We start from the raw sequence: 14,562 nt of genomic DNA, 5'->3' as shown, positions 1-14,562 counted from the left end.
AAAACATCGACCCAACGATTGGAGTCGGTGTTTGCATGAACCGATTCAGTTTGCGCCTGCATTCATGTAAGCACGATGCCTGAGTCCAATGAAGCAGCCCCAATATGCCTGCCATGCCATTCGTCGACGGCGTAATCCTGCTTGGCGGTTGGCAGGTAGGCAGAAACGTTATTAACGATAGAGAAGAGGTATAAGCCGCACAGGAATCAAACGTTTGTCCGCTGACTGACGCCGCCTGCTATAATAGAATCAAGCAAAATAGAGGCAGAGGAGTGTTTAGAATGGCTAAGCTGGTGCCTTACATTTTTTCTGAGGATGCGCATGCGCAAGGGAATTATTATGCAGAGGTTCTGCGCGGCGAGATCGTAAATTTGAGGCATTATTCCGATCTGCCGGATATGCCGCAGGAGATGCAGGAGAAAGTGCTCCATCTGGAGCTCAGAGCCGGGGATCTGAAGCTGTATATGGCGGATACGACTCCGGCAAGAGCGGGTAACCGGATTGACCTCACGCTCGAATGCAGGTCGGAGGAGGAGGGCGCCGGTATATTCGATAAGCTTGCCCGGGAAGGGAAGGTTATTTTTCCGTTTGGAAGGATGCCGTGGGGCGCCTTGCTTGGGCGGGTGGAGGACCGGTTCGGCATTACCTGGCAGATTGCCGCCGACTAATGAAAGGTTTAGGCGGGCTTTAGCTAATACGGCTTAACCGCGCAGGAAGTCCGGTCCCATTTATCCTTCGTGTTGACGTTCTGGCTGCCAGCTGTTATGGCTATTGCCGCCAGGTCGGGGAGTTTCTTTTTTACAAAGATCTCATGGGAGGATACGGTACTGGCCTTTTGTCCAGATGCCCCTCACACTAATGAAATTGGATATCATGTTCGGCGGCGTCAGCTGCAGCGAAGCCCAGCAGCCGCTGGCCTTCCTGGGCAAGAGCGGCAAGGTCCTCTTCGGACAGCGGCTCAAAGGGCTCGATAACCAGAGTGGCGCAGTTCCGGCGGCGCTCTATTCTCCATACTCCCCGGGCCAGCCCGTCAACCAGTATCACAGCCCGAATGATTCCGTTGATGGTAAAGACCAAGGGCCGGTGCCGGTCGGCGATGATCCTGCTGCGGTCGGCATAGGATAGCAGCATGTTGTCGAACTCGCCGAGGAACCGCGGCGGAATGGGCGTATCCGGGTCCGGCAGCGGGGCGTCCGGCAGGTCAAACAGCTCCCGGCCATGCTCGTCGCGGAATGTTCTTAAGCCGGGCCGCATAGCTTCAATGACCCCTCGCAGCCGGGTAAGGCCCGACCACACCTGCATATCCTGAACAGACGCGGGCCCGAATGCCCCCAGATAGCGCAGAAGGATATCGGCGACCGAGGTCTTTTGGTCAAGCTCCTGTCCGAGCCAGGACTCGGCGGAGGTATGGGCAGCCTGCCCGCTTTCGCCCCAGATTCCTCTGGGCGGAATCTGGACGAGCGGCACCCAGCTGCGTGCGGCCGCTGCAAGGGCGCCGGGCTCGCGTCCGGGCCACCGCTCGCTGAGCTTTGTGCCGAGCTCACTGAAGGTCAGGGGATGCTCATCGGCCAAAGCCCGGGCGGCAGAAGCGAGCTCTTGCGGATCCAGCCCTGTCAGATGCTTGCCGTGGTTGCCCTTCAGTCCCCGTTCCAGAACAGGCTGCAGGAGAGGGCGCAATGCCAGGCAATCACGGGCGGTGACCAGATGGATCGTGGAGCGCATCAGGGCTATGCGCACGGCGCTCCGATCCCTGATCATCGCTGCCAGGTCGTCCTGATGGAAGCCGTGCAGCCGAGACCACAGCCCGATATAAGGCGGATTCGGCGCCTGGGCCTGCATGCCGACCAGATGCTCCAGAGCATCCGGAACAGACAGCTTCGAGCGTCGCAGCAGAAGCTGCCGCTCAAGCAGCGCCCGTCCCAGCGCCCGAGGTCCCAGCACAGCGGTCTTGCCGCCCGTACCCCGCCCATTAGATGCGCCTCCCGAAACCTGCGATCCCATCGTCAATCCAGCGGAAGCGGCTGAAGCCGGAATTGAGCCGGACAGATCGTCTGTGGGCGGATTTGATTGATCCGATGGAACGGCGGCGATGGCGGGCGGATATATGTCGTTCTCTGATGCAATTTTACTGCTGTCTGAGGGTAATTCATTGTGTATGTCCATTTTGGATAACCTCCTTGTACACGTCTCTCATGCCTTTACAAGTATGAGTATATAACAAGAACCCTGACCACCTATTGTCAGGGTTCCCATTGAGGCTAATCAAAATAGAAGCTATACCACGCCTTGGTCAATCATCGCATCGGCTACTCTGATGAATCCTGCGGTATTGGCTCCGGCGAGCAGGTTGCCGGGACGGCCGTATTTCTCTGCCGCCGCCACGCTGATATCATAAATATTTTTCATAATGACATGCAGCTTCGCATCGACCTCTTCGAAGGTCCACGACAGGCGCATGCTGTTCTGTGACATTTCCAGGGAAGAAACGGCTACTCCGCCTGCATTTGCTGCTTTAGCAGGGCCAAACAACACATCATTGCCCAGGAATAAATCGATTGCATCCAGGGTAGAAGGCATATTGGCTCCTTCGCCAACCGCTTTGACCCCATTCGCCACCAAGGTACCCGCCATCTTGACATCAATTTCGTTCTGAGTTGCACAGGGAAGCGCAATATCGCATGGAATGGACCAGATACCCTCACAGCCTTCGGAATAAGTGGCTTCGGGGTGTTCATTCACGTATTCGCTCATGCGGCCCCGCTCCACTTCCTTGAGGCGTTTAACGGTCTCAAGGTTAATTCCGTCCGGATCATAAACATAACCGGCTGAGTCGCTGCAAGCCACGACATGGGCTCCCAGCTGCTGCGCTTTCTCAATGGCGTAGATGGACACATTTCCTGAACCCGAAACGATTACCCTGCTGCCTTCGAAGCTCAGACCCTTGGAGGCCAGCATTTCTTTTACGAAGTACACGCAACCATAGCCGGTAGCTTCTGTCCGACCCAGGCTTCCGCCATAATGAATGCCTTTGCCTGTGAGGACGCCGGCTTCATTGCCGCCGCGGATTCGTTTGTATTGGCCGAACATATAGCCGATTTCCCGGGCTCCCACGCCGATATCGCCTGCCGGAACATCGGTATCCGGACCGATATATCGATATAGTTCCGTCATGAAGCTTTGGGTGAAGCGCATGATTTCGTTATCCGATTTGCCCTTGGGATCAAAGTCGGAGCCGCCCTTGCCGCCGCCGATCGGCTGACCGGTCAAGGCATTTTTGAAAATCTGTTCAAAGCCTAAAAACTTGATGATGCTTGCGTTGACGGAGGGGTGAAAACGCAGGCCTCCCTTGTAAGGGCCAAGCGCGCTGTTAAACTGTACGCGGTAGCCGCGGTTTACCCGGACCTTGCCGTTGTCATCAAGCCAGGGGACCCGAAAGTAAACAACACGCTCCGGCTCAACGATCCGCTCCAGAACGCTGTGCTCCATATATTTGGGATGATGCTCAAACACAGGGACAAGGGAATCCAGTATTTCTTTGATTGCCTGGTGAAATTCGCTTTCATAAGGATTGCGGTGAATGACTGTTTCATAAACAGACTGGACGTATTGTTGGGCTGAGGTTTGATTCACAGTAGTTATCAAGTAAACAGCTCTCCTTTTTTGGTAACTCCAGATTGGTGATGACAAGGTCCAAGGTTATTTACAGCAGTCCGCGGCGAAGCTCCTCCGGTGATTTGGGAGATAAAAGTCCAAAAGGAATATCGAATACGGTTTTGGCTCCGGCAACCCCTTCGCTGCTTAAACGGTAAGCTGCCCGGGCATAGGCGACCAGGACGCTGGCTGTAAATTCCGGATTGCTCTCCAGCTTCAAGCCGAATTCCATAATTTGCTTCGTTCCTTCACCCGTGACGCCGCTGCGGATAACGAAGCCGCCATGCGGCATGCCCTGATGCTCCGCTGCCAGCTCCTCTTCAGTAATGAAGGTAACCGTGGTGTTATAATCGGAGAAATAGTTCGGCATGTTAACGATGGTTGCACGGATTTGTTCCTGATCCGCGCCTTCCTCCGCCACAACATAGCATTCTCTCAGATGCTTCTCCCGGGTAGGCAGTTCTGGTGTTTCCCCGGAACGGATACGGTCAATGACAGACTGAACAGGGACGGTATACTGGACTCCTGCCTTCACGCCCGCAACGCGGCGAATGGCGTCGGAATGGCCCTGACTTACGCCTTTGCCCCAGAAGGTGTAATCCTTGCCTTCGGGAAGGATCGCTTCGGCCAGCAGCCGGTTAAGCGAGAACAATCCCGGATCCCAGCCTGTCGAAATAATGCTGACGTTGCCGCCTTGCTTTGCTGAAGCATGCACGTTATCGAAGAATTCGGGAATTTTAGCATGGGTGTCGAAGCTGTCGACGGTGCTGAACATCCGTGCGATGAACGGGGTTTGCTCAGGGAGATCCGTTGCCGATCCGCCGCATAGAATCATGACATCTATATGGCCCTTGAATGCTTCGATCGTAGAAATATGTTCAAAACGGGTGCCATCTCTGCCTGCGTCTAATTGTTCGGGTTGTCTGCGGGTGAACACGGCAACCAGCTCCACATCCGGATTCTGGCCAATTGCTTTGTGAACCCCTTTACCGAGATTTCCATAGCCTACAATTCCGATTCTAATAACTTTTTGCAGAAAAAGCCCTCCTTGTGCCATACTTCAGATTTTTTTAAAGATCTTTATTCATTATAAAGATCTTACACGAAATGTAAACTATGAAGCGGTGAAAATGGCTAAAATAACGGTTAAATGCCATGGGCTGGGCGCTCTTTTTAATGAATTCCTTGTATCAGCAGACAGATGCATTCCAGTAGATTCACCACCTGATTTTATTTGCCGCATCCTATACATAAACAGGCTCTGTCCTCCCGATGAAAGGAAGGCCAGAGCCTGCAGCTTGTTCATTATGCAGATTGCTTTCGTGAGTTTATAGCGGATTCTCGCCCGTACTTTGGAACAGCTCGATAATTTCGCCATCCGGTCCCTTGAAGAAGGAGAGGCGCACCGGTATTCCGCCAAGCACGGCATTCTTAGGCTCTACCGTAATTTCCATGCCCGCTGCTCTGGCGAGCTCTGTCGCGGCATCCACGTCATCCGAACGCAGGGCCAGATGGAGAAAAGCGCCTTCCGGTTTCGGACCTTTGGTTCCGCCCGCGAAGACCTCCAGATAATTGCCGTCGCCGGTATCGAGCATAATCGCCCGGCTGTCGCCTTCGCCCCAGCGGACTCTGTCCGTGAAGCCAAGAACTTCCGTGTAGAATCGTACGGTTGCGTCAAAATCATAGACCCGAATCGCGACATGATGAAAACCGCCGCCGCCTATTTTCGTATTGCTGCCCATAAGGCCACCCGCTTTCATAGAAAGTTAGTCCTTCCCTAGTATAAACGGTCCGGGTATGGATGCCAACGGGTTGGGGCTGGACAGCGGGGGAGAGGCATGATAGCATTCACGAACAAGGCCCATATGCATGGATGATTTCCGGATAATTTCCAATCCGGAACGGGGGCTTCATCATACAATATCAATCGATAGGGATGAGTGGACAGGGAAATGAACAATTCAACCTCTATAGCCAAAACAAGCCGATCTGCCAGCCGGCTGCGGCTTGCTGTTATACTTGGCTCGCTGGCTGCTTTCGGACCGCTTTCCATGGATATGTATCTGCCTGCGCTGCCGGCTCTCGCTGCTGAACTGGGCTCCGCCACCTCTGTCACACAGCTGAGTTTGACCGCCTGTTTGCTTGGTTTGGCGCTTGGCCAGCTGCTTGCGGGTCCGCTCAGCGATGTGCGCGGCCGCCGGATTCCTCTCATAATCGGTGTTGCTTTATATGCCATTGTCTCTCTTTTATGTGTATTCTCCCCGAATATATGGGTCTTTATCGGGTTGCGGTTCATCCAGGGTCTGGCGGGCGCTGCGGGAATAGTAATCTCCAGAGCCAGTGTGCGCGACCTCTATTCGGGTGTGGAGCTGACGAAGTTTTTTGCCCTGTTAATGCTGGTCAATGGGGCGGCCCCCATACTGGCGCCGATTATCGGTGCCGAAGTGCTGGAATTCACCTCATGGAGAGGCGTGTTCAGCCTGCTCAGCATCATCGGCGTGCTCATGCTGCTGGCAGTCCTGTTCGGTATGAAGGAAACATTGCCCGCAGAGCGGAGATCAAGCGGCGGAATGCGCCACACACTGACGACCTTCCGGCGTTTAACGCGTGATTCGATGTTCATTGGTTATGCCTTGACGCAGGGCTTTGTGATGGCGGCGATGTTTGCCTATATCTCCGGCTCGCCTTTTGTTCTGCAGGAGTTATTTGGTGTTTCTCCACGAATGTTCAGCCTGATCTTCGGCATTAACGGGGCGGGTATTATCGCGGCCAGCCAAATCGCCGGCCGTTTGGCCGGCCGGGTTCATGAGCGGAAGCTGCTCGGCAGCGGCCTGATGATGTCATCGGCCGGAGGAGCTTTGCTGCTGCTCGCTGCCGCGCTGCAGGCAGGGCTTTATATCGTCATTCCGGCCTTCTTCCTGGTGGTTTCGAGCGTGGGCCTGATTGCAACGACGACCACATCCCTGGCTCTGCAAAGCCAGGGCCAATCCGCAGGCAGCGCTTCCGCTCTGCTGGGAATGCTCTCTTTCATTATCGGGGGAGCGGCGGCTCCGCTTGTCGGTATCGGGGATAATCAGAACGCCTGGCCGCTGGCCATTGTTATGTCGGCTCTGGTAGGTGCAGCGGTGTTATGCTTCTTCTTCGTTGCCAGAACGAAGAAACAAGCTGAAGCTTCTCCGCACCCCCGATAAGTTATAAGATGACAGAAACCCTGTCCGGCCCTGAGGCTGAACAGGGCTAGGCTTTATTTTACACGCCGGAATGTATACGTTTCACAGTTATTTATTTCGATAAGGTCTAAGGGAAGAAATTTATTCTGCTGCAAAAGAGCCGGTTCTTCTTTTCTCCTGCTGCTCAAAGGATTGTGCCAGCCCCTGCCTCGAGTATCCTCTTGAGCTCCCTGTTCCGGTGCTCCAGGAATTTCTCCATATAGCGCTTTAATACAGCGCGTTCGGCTATCCGCCCGACCCACCCCAGCGGAGTTTCAAAATATAACGTATCCTTCATCATAGTGATGCCGCCATGCTCCTCGAAAGTATGGATATGCTTCAAATATTTGAAGGCACCCCGCTGCATTTCATCGACGAAGCGGAATGGCGCGTTGAATTCCGTTATTTTGGAGGTCAGGCTCTGCCGGATGCCGAAATGGGTCGCCCGGAAGGTGACCGTCTGATGGGCGCCTATCGGCCCCGATGTAACGCCGCCGACCGCTTCTTCCTTCGTATGCTTCCATACTGTACGGGTATGGAGGCTGATATCTCTTGCCGAGTCGAAGCATTGCGTTATCGGAGCTTGAATGGCGATTTGAGTTTGTACCGTTACCATAGCGGTATTCGCCTTCCTCTCTTAAGGATCAGGATCGAGGCCAGCCTTTGAAACAAGAATACTGATCAGCGGGGAGAAGTCGATTCGGACACCTTTGGCCAAAAATGAATTCTGGAGCATCGCAGCTGTTTTTGTTAGAATGAGAGCAGTTGGTTTTTGTACACGCGCAAGCAAATTTCTATAACCAGACAAAGGAGCTGAACACAGATGACGCAAGAATGGATCCAGCATTCCGTTATTTTCAATTTGAAGCACAAGAAGGGCTCCGAAGAGGCCAGGCAGTTCCTTGCCGATGGTCAGGAAATTCTCAGCTCCATACCGGTTGTGAAGAATTTTCGCGTATACCGTCAGGTCAGCGCCAAGAACGATTACGACTATGGCTTCTCCATGGAGTTCGCGAATCAGGAGGAGTACGAAACCTATAACGCGCACCCGCTCCATACCGCATTCGTACAGGAGCGTTGGGTGACAGAAGTGGAGCGTTTCCTGGAGATCGACTACCAGCTGTAAGCACTTCACTTCACACGCAGCGCGCAGCAGCAGATTTCATATAAAAAAGAGCGATGAGCGAAGCCGGGCTTCCGTGCATTGCTCTTTTTTGCTGCTGTCAGCCTAATGTCCGCTGCAGAAATTCCATCACTTTGCGGCCGTGCTCTTCTCCGGTCTCATGGCCGTTAAAGGGATAATCGAGGATCTGCTTGCTGCATCGCAGCTTATTATAGACCGCATAGATCGTTTCGGGAATGCACACCGTATCCTTCCAGCCAACAGACATTAGCAGCGGAGCGGTGATGCGCGGGGCCAGATTCAGCATGTCAAAATGGGCTAGCGTATCCAGGACGCGCTCCAGCTGATGGGGATGCCGCTTCAAATATTGGGCAATTTCCGTCAGCGAACCGGTTGAATGCATGAGGCCGTAATCCATATGGCACATATTGGGGATATCGGCAACGACGGCAGCCACCTTGGGATTCAGCGCGGCTGCGAGCAGCGAGAGCCCGCCTCCCTGGCTGCCCCCGACAACCGCGACTCTTGCCGGATCAATCTCCGGCTGCTGCGCTGCGGCATTGACGCCGCGGACAGCATCCAGCGCCAGCGCTTGATAGTAGCTGTGCTCCTTGTCCAGCACCCCCATGGATACCCAGCCTTTGGATGATCCATAGAGCTCCTTCATCTCGTTGCCGGTTTCTCCGCCCTGGCCTCTTGCATCCAGCGCCAGAACGGCATAGCCCAGCAGCAGCCAGGCGGCATAACGCTCAGGCAGTCCGCGGTCGCCCGTATATCCCTGAAACAGGACGATGCATGGCGGCTTGGCCTTCCCTTCGGGCTGCTGGTGCGGTACCATAAACCAGCCATGAAGTGGCGTATGATCATAGCCTTTGTAGGTGAGCTTATCAACAGCAATAGTGGGAAAAGGAGAGTCCTGTTTTTCCCGTTTCACCTCCAGCGGTCTCTCTGAATCCTGCCGCAGAACCGTTTCCCAGTACAGATCGAGTTGTGCCGGATCCATGGTGGAGGCTGGGGCATATTGCTCCAAATCCCTTTTACGCCGCGCTATCGCGTTCATCCTGATCTTCCTCCTTCAATTGGACATGCAAGAAGAGATGTGTTCGGCCCATAACAGACACGTATTTACAATAACATGATTGCTGGCGGCCGAGTAGACTTCTCTTTCAACCAGGTACTCCGGCGGGCTCTGCACGAGAAAATAAAAGAAGCCAAGCCCAGGTCCGATTGGACCCGAGCTTGGCTTCTTCGAATGCATAGAAATTATATAGCTAAAGCACCTATAAATTTCTATTATACGCTGCTTATATGTCGGAGTGAAGAAACCTGGCTTGGCCGCCAACGGACGGCGCAGCCGTTTCTTCTTATCCGGCCATTAACAAAGGCAAGGCAGCTTCTTTGTCCTAATCCTGATGTCTGGAGGGATCGGAGGAATTCTCTTCGAATACCTCTGCGGCTTCCTCCGCGGAGAACTCCGTATCTTCTTCCTCTGCAAGAGGCATTTTATTCAACTCCGTAGACTGTACGTCTGCTTTGGATGCCTTGTCTTGTGGGTTTGCCACGTAGACACCTCCTTTTTCAATATAACAACAATCATTAGTTTGCCGTATTTTGGGGATTTTATGCAAACTTCCCATTCATTGAATTTCTCCATGCGCGTCCTGAACTCAGTTAATGTCGCTTGCCCACAGGACGAGCGCCCGATTGTCGCGTTCGGCGCCAAGAGCGCGCAGCTCGGCGGCCATATCCGATTCGGCAATATCCTCTCCGTTCCAGCGTTCAATCTTGATCCTGCTCAGCCCCTGCTGGCGCAGCACGGTCCGGAACATATGCTTCAACAAATCGGGCATATCCGCAGCTTTGGTTATGGCTTTCGACTGGGCAGATCCGGTTTCGGATTCGGGGGGAGATTCCAGCTCCACGATCCGGCGGCCATTATTCTCGATCCAGAAGCGCCACTGGCCCCGGTATAGCACCATATAGTTGCCCCTCTTGCGGGAGAAGCTTGCCCCCTGGACGGCAGGCCAATCTGCGGCCAAGCCAAAAGGATTGGCGGGATCGACGGCGGAAAGCACAGTGATGGAATCGTCATTGCGGGCTAATACCGGCTCGCGTACGGAAGCGATCTGCTCCCGTCTGGCAAACTGCAGATTAGGCACGCCCTCGACAAGAAGGCCGCGCGTTACTACGCCCCAATGCTCCAGCTGCCGCAGCACGGGCAGCAGCTCATCCCAGCTGAATGGCGAGAGATGCGAGACTAACTCCTTGGATATAATGCCGTAGCTGTCCAGTAAATGCTGGGTCCAGTACAAGGCAGGCTCAGCCCCGGCTTCAACCGCCGCCGGATTCTGGGCAGCTTCGGGCTGCCCGCGACCGGGCTCTGCGCTGTCATGATCGTGCAGGGAGCCAACCCAATACCAGCGCCCAAGGCCTGATCCGGTCTTGGCGTGCTGTTTGCCCTTGGCGATCAGCTGCAGGCGCAGCGGCGCGAACTGATCGTTCGAGACGCGGCCCTCCCACACCAGATCGATCAAGTCTGCCAGCAGCTCGGAAGGCAGCTTGCCATAGTCGCGGCTCAGCTTGGTGAGGAAGCTCGCTCCGCTGTTTTGAAGCAGAGCGAGCAGCTTCGGGTTGCCGGACTGCTCATCCGGCGGCTGCTTCACATAAGGCGTATAAAGCGGCTTTGCATCAGCGAGGAAAAAGGCGATTTTACCTTCCTTCTCGCCCTCATCCTTGCGCCCCAGCCACAGGACTTCGCCGGATGCGCAGAGCAGATCCAGATCCTCCTTGCGGTAGCCCGTGATCCGGGCAGGGAAAATAATCGATTCCCAGTGCGATGCCGGCAGATAAAATCCCTGCAGCCGCTCAATAATAGTCCGCAGGCCGTCAATGCCGCTGAGCTGCGTCCCGGGCAAAGCATGCTGCAGCATCGACATATGCGCGCACCAGCGAATCGGATCGACGGGCTCCGCCTGCTTGCGAGCCTGCTCCATGGTCAGCCGGATCAGCCGTTTAGCCACGCTCCGGCTCGTCCAGATCCGCTCGTCCCTGTCAGCGGCGAAGGGGGCCTGCTCGATAAGATCCAGCCGGATCAGCGCCAGAATAACATGCTCGGCATCCGCTGCAGTGAGGGCCGGATACCGCCCGCGGAGCTCCTCCTCGGTGAAGGAGAGCCGGTGCTGGGCGAACCGTCCGGCAACGAAGGCAATCGAGCCGTCCGTCCCGGGAAAGCTCTCGTACATATCATTCTCGTCCGTACAGATATAACGGACTTCCCCGCCGAACGTCATGGTCATCACGCTGCCCGATTGCTGCAGAATGTTAAGCCAATCCGAACAATCCCCGCCAGCGCCCGCAATTGCTGCGATTTCCCCGAAAGAAAGATCCCCCCGCCATTTGAGCAGCGTGTACAGCTCGCTTGAGGAAGAGGGGATGAGATCCCCGCTTTCCAGCCGCTTGGCCTCATCGTCGGCAATCAGCGGATCGATGGCCCGGCGCACGGCATCCTCGCCGAACAGCTCGCCTGCAAGCGTCCTGCTGACGCTCATCAGCTGCAGCTGCGTAGCTTCGCTTAAGCCGTCGCCTTCATAGATTTGCGCATTCACGTATTCCCACAGGAACTGCGCGGCAAAAGGCGACGGGTTATTCGTTTCCTGCACCACGATATCCATATATCCCGTCGAGATGTCTGTGAGCAGCCGCTTCAGGCCGTTGATATCCAGGTACAGATGAAGGCATTCCCGCATCGCTTCCTGCAAATAAGGAAAATGCTCCGCGTACGGCAGGGATTGCTTCAGCAGCTCTTCGCTGCGAAGGCGCTTCTGCCACATTGGCGTCCGGGTAAAGCTGCGCGAGAGCAGCAGGGACGTCTCGGCTATACGCCGGAAGGCGATGGCCAGCAGCGGCGATCCGGCGATCGCTTCGGTCATGAGCGGCTCGATGCTCTCCGGCGTGATATGCCACAATGTCTTCAGCCAGGAGGCATCCCATTCCGGCAGCACCAGCTCGATTCCGTTGTCTTTGGCATTGCCGTACATCTTGTAAGGAAGCAGCCGCTTGAATTGATGTTCAATGGCAAGCAGCCAGGTCCGGTTGATCCGGCGGCCGAACGGATTGTGGATAATAACCCGCGTCTGGTTCATCAGATCGCGGTAATGCTCAATGACGATCCTGCGGTCAGTCGGCAGAGCCAGCGCCCGGTGCTGGGATTTGGCAAATCCGATGAGCTCTGCCGCAGCATTTGCATCGAGTCCGTACTCCGTATCCAGCCAGTGGATGGCCGCGATTTCCGATTCATCCGACGGGGGCTGATCCGTCCCGCCCCCGCCTGAATTCCCCGGCAAAGAAGCGGGCTGCACGCCGGTGTCCTCTTCGCCCCAATGCATGCGGGCCTCCAGCTCGCCCATGAATTGTCCCAGCTTTACGCCGAGCTCATAGCCCCGTCCCCCGGATTCCGCACGCCAGAAGGGAATTTCACTGAAGCGGTTCGGCGCTTCCCTTACATAAACCCGGTCGTTCTGGATGGAGCTGATCATCCATGAGGACGTGCCGAGCTGAAACACATCTCCAACACGGCTCTCGTGGATATATTCCTCGTCCAGCTCGCCCAGATGGACGCGGCTGTCCGCGTGGTGAACCGGATACGCGGAGCTTTGCGGAATCGTGCCCGCTCCGGTGATCGCGGCCATGGCGGTATTCGCCCGCTTGCTGAGCAGGCCGCGGCTGCGGTCCCAATCCATAAGCGGCTTGGCGAAGGGATAAAAGCCGGCCAGCACCTTCAGTGAAGCCTCCAGGCGCCCCATTGGAAACCCGCGGTAGCATTCGCTCCGCGAAATAAGCGCGTGGAGGCGGCTAACCTCCAGATCCTCCGCCGCGACCATCGCTGTAATCTGCTGGGAAAGCACATCAAGCGGCTCCTGCGGCAGTACGATCTCCTCGATATCACGGCGTGTGATATCGCGGCAGAGCACGGCGGATTCCGGCAGCTCGCTGCGGCCGCGGGCCAGGATGAAGCCGCGGCTCACATCGCCCACGGCATGGCCGGCGCGCCCGATCCGCTGAATGCCGGCCGCGGCCTGCTTCGGGGAATCGATCTGAATGACCAGCTCGACATGTCCGACATCGATGCCAAGCTCCAGGGACGAGGTGGCCACAAGGCAGCGCAGCTCGCCTGCCTTGAGCATGCCCTCGATCGTTAGCCTGCGCTCGCGCGCAAGGCTGCCGTGATGGGCGCGCGCCATCTCGTAGCCGGCGTGCTCGTTGAGCCGGAGCACAAGCCGCTCGCACAGCCGGCGGCTGTTGACGAAGATCAGCACAGACCGGGCGTCGTTCATTAACTGGAACACCCGGTCAACGATCGGCAGCCAGACGGCTTCGCGGGTCTTGGCCGGCTTGCTGAGATCGGGCATCGTAACCCGAAACTCAATGGACTTTGACATTCGGCTCAGGACGATCGTAACAGGCCGCTGACTGTAGCCAAGCGGGTGCGGGCGCTGCCCGGTCTCTGCACCTGCTCCGGCAGCGGGCGGCGGGGAGCCGCTATTTTGCACGGAATCCGGTAATGCAGGGTAGAGAGAACGTCCGTCCGTCATGCGCCCGGAGCTCGTATCCGCTTCCTGCGGGCTGACGGCTTCCTCCCGTCCGCCGGCCGCCCCAGGAGCGTCCACGGCTGGATGACCGGCCGCCGCATCGGCCCGCTGCTCCCAGCCTCCGAGGAAGCGGGCAACGCGTTCAAGCGGCTTTTGTGTCGCCGAGACTCCGATGCGCTGCACCGGCTTCGGGCATAACGCACTGAGCCGCTCCAGCGACAGGGATAAATGAGCTCCCCGCTTGTCTCCGGCCAGCCCGTGGATTTCATCCACAATGACCGTTTCCACCGTCTGCAGCATGCCGCGTCCTTTCTCGGAGGTAAGCAGGAGGTAGAACGATTCAGGGGTGGTAACCAGCACATCCGGCGGATTGCGCACCATTCTGGCGCGCTCGCTTGAGGACGTATCCCCGGTCCGCACGGCTGAGCGTACTCCCGGCCATGCGAGGGTCTCCGCTCTTTGATGCTCTTCATGGAAACGTTCAATAGCTTCCATAAAGCCGATGATATGGTACTGAATATCGTTATTAAGCGCCTTCAAGGGCGTAATATAAAGTGTGCGCACGCCTGGCTTCCAGCTGCTGCCCGGGGCCGTGGCGGCGATTTTGCCTACTGCGATTCCGTTCAGGCAGGGCAGCAGCGCCGCAAGTGTTTTACCGGAGCCGGTCGGTGCTGCGATGAGCGTATGATGATTGTCCATAATTGAAGCCCACGCGTCCAGCTGAATATCGGTCGGCTCGCCGAAGGCCTGCCGGAACCACCCCGCAAGAGTCGGATGAAACACCTGCAGCGCAGGGGAAAGCTCTGTCATCACCTAACAGCTCCTTTCATTCATACATCAAGGTTGGGATTGTGGTTATATTATACCCATTTTCCCTCTGATTGCGAGATTCGCCGGCACCCTCCGCACAACGCCCGGGTCTATCGGGTCCATTTTGACGGCATCCAGCATGCGCTGGACTGTTTGAATACCGGAACATACGGGGTATATA

11 protein-coding genes are annotated in these 14,562 nt (G+C 56.2%); 3 read left to right on the top strand and 8 right to left on the bottom strand.

Features of this window, described 5'->3' with window-relative positions; translation table 11 throughout:
• Positions 1-281: 281 nt before the first annotated feature.
• Complete coding sequence (locus ACFOLF_RS17050; RefSeq protein WP_210046194.1) at positions 282-668, top strand: VOC family protein; 387 nt, start codon at positions 282-284, stop codon at positions 666-668.
• 187 nt (positions 669-855) lie between these two features.
• Here the strand turns inward: ACFOLF_RS17050 and ACFOLF_RS17045 are convergent, their stop codons facing one another.
• From ACFOLF_RS17045 to ACFOLF_RS17030, 4 genes are all read right to left on the bottom strand, one after another.
• Positions 856-2,163, bottom strand: coding sequence for a winged helix DNA-binding domain-containing protein (locus ACFOLF_RS17045; protein ID WP_379114241.1), 1,308 nt, complete (start codon positions 2,161-2,163; stop codon positions 856-858).
• Between the two features lie 111 nt (positions 2,164-2,274).
• Positions 2,275-3,642, bottom strand: coding sequence for an NADP-specific glutamate dehydrogenase (gdhA, locus tag ACFOLF_RS17040; protein ID WP_210046193.1), 1,368 nt, complete (start codon positions 3,640-3,642; stop codon positions 2,275-2,277).
• Between the two features lie 58 nt (positions 3,643-3,700).
• On the bottom strand, positions 3,701-4,708 hold the full coding sequence (locus ACFOLF_RS17035) for a diaminopimelate dehydrogenase (protein WP_379114239.1): 1,008 nt from the start codon (positions 4,706-4,708) through the stop codon (positions 3,701-3,703).
• Positions 4,709-4,979: 271 nt separating this feature from the next.
• The gene (locus ACFOLF_RS17030) at positions 4,980-5,411 is read right to left on the bottom strand and encodes a VOC family protein (RefSeq protein ID WP_379114237.1); all 432 of its coding nucleotides are present in this window, start codon (positions 5,409-5,411) and stop codon (positions 4,980-4,982) included.
• A 192-nt stretch (positions 5,412-5,603) separates the two neighbouring features.
• Here ACFOLF_RS17030 and ACFOLF_RS17025 point away from each other — a divergent pair, with 192 nt between their 5' ends.
• Positions 5,604-6,842 carry a multidrug effflux MFS transporter gene (locus ACFOLF_RS17025; RefSeq protein ID WP_210046192.1) on the top strand — a complete coding sequence of 413 codons (1,239 nt, stop codon included), beginning with the start codon at positions 5,604-5,606 and terminating at the stop codon, positions 6,840-6,842.
• Positions 6,843-7,005: 163 nt separating this feature from the next.
• Here ACFOLF_RS17025 and ACFOLF_RS17020 read toward each other — a convergent pair whose 3' ends face one another.
• Complete coding sequence (locus ACFOLF_RS17020; RefSeq protein ID WP_210046191.1) at positions 7,006-7,476, bottom strand: SRPBCC family protein; 471 nt, start codon at positions 7,474-7,476, stop codon at positions 7,006-7,008.
• 207 nt (positions 7,477-7,683) lie between these two features.
• On the opposite strand from ACFOLF_RS17020, the gene ACFOLF_RS17015 reads away from it, so the two are divergent.
• Positions 7,684-7,986, top strand: a complete 303-nt coding sequence (locus tag ACFOLF_RS17015) for a Dabb family protein (protein WP_210046190.1) — start codon at positions 7,684-7,686, stop codon at positions 7,984-7,986.
• Between the two features lie 97 nt (positions 7,987-8,083).
• On the opposite strand, the gene ACFOLF_RS17010 is transcribed toward ACFOLF_RS17015, so the two are convergent.
• The 3 genes from ACFOLF_RS17010 to ACFOLF_RS17000 all read right to left on the bottom strand — a co-directional run bounded on the left by ACFOLF_RS17010 (position 8,084) and on the right by ACFOLF_RS17000 (position 14,381).
• Complete coding sequence (locus ACFOLF_RS17010; RefSeq protein WP_210046189.1) at positions 8,084-9,043, bottom strand: acetylxylan esterase; 960 nt, start codon at positions 9,041-9,043, stop codon at positions 8,084-8,086.
• A 343-nt stretch (positions 9,044-9,386) separates the two neighbouring features.
• A complete protein-coding gene (locus ACFOLF_RS17005) occupies positions 9,387-9,545 on the bottom strand; it encodes a hypothetical protein (protein ID WP_210046188.1) in 159 nt (52 codons plus the stop codon).
• A gap of 105 nt (positions 9,546-9,650) precedes the next feature.
• On the bottom strand, positions 9,651-14,381 hold the full coding sequence (locus tag ACFOLF_RS17000; protein ID WP_210046187.1) for a DEAD/DEAH box helicase: 4,731 nt from the start codon (positions 14,379-14,381) through the stop codon (positions 9,651-9,653).
• Positions 14,382-14,562: the final 181 nt, after the last annotated feature.

This window comes from Paenibacillus sepulcri, from assembly GCF_042647105.1.
Lineage (GTDB): Bacteria > Bacillota > Bacilli > Paenibacillales > Paenibacillaceae > Paenibacillus_Z > Paenibacillus_Z sepulcri.
Note: the sequence above shows the minus strand (reverse complement) of the source record. Positions and strands in the feature narration are given on the sequence as shown.

Coding starts and splice junctions, on each gene's coding strand:
- ACFOLF_RS17015 (WP_210046190.1), top strand. CDS start 7,684: ATGACGCAAGAATGGATCCAGCATTCCGTTATTTTCAATTTGAAGCAC.
- ACFOLF_RS17030 (WP_379114237.1), bottom strand. CDS start 5,411: ATGAAAGCGGGTGGCCTTATGGGCAGCAATACGAAAATAGGCGGCGGC.
- ACFOLF_RS17050 (WP_210046194.1), top strand. CDS start 282: ATGGCTAAGCTGGTGCCTTACATTTTTTCTGAGGATGCGCATGCGCAA.
- ACFOLF_RS17045 (WP_379114241.1), bottom strand. CDS start 2,163: ATGGACATACACAATGAATTACCCTCAGACAGCAGTAAAATTGCATCA.
- ACFOLF_RS17010 (WP_210046189.1), bottom strand. CDS start 9,043: ATGAACGCGATAGCGCGGCGTAAAAGGGATTTGGAGCAATATGCCCCA.
- ACFOLF_RS17035 (WP_379114239.1), bottom strand. CDS start 4,708: ATGGCACAAGGAGGGCTTTTTCTGCAAAAAGTTATTAGAATCGGAATT.
- ACFOLF_RS17020 (WP_210046191.1), bottom strand. CDS start 7,476: ATGGTAACGGTACAAACTCAAATCGCCATTCAAGCTCCGATAACGCAA.
- ACFOLF_RS17000 (WP_210046187.1), bottom strand. CDS start 14,381: ATGACAGAGCTTTCCCCTGCGCTGCAGGTGTTTCATCCGACTCTTGCG.
- ACFOLF_RS17025 (WP_210046192.1), top strand. CDS start 5,604: ATGAACAATTCAACCTCTATAGCCAAAACAAGCCGATCTGCCAGCCGG.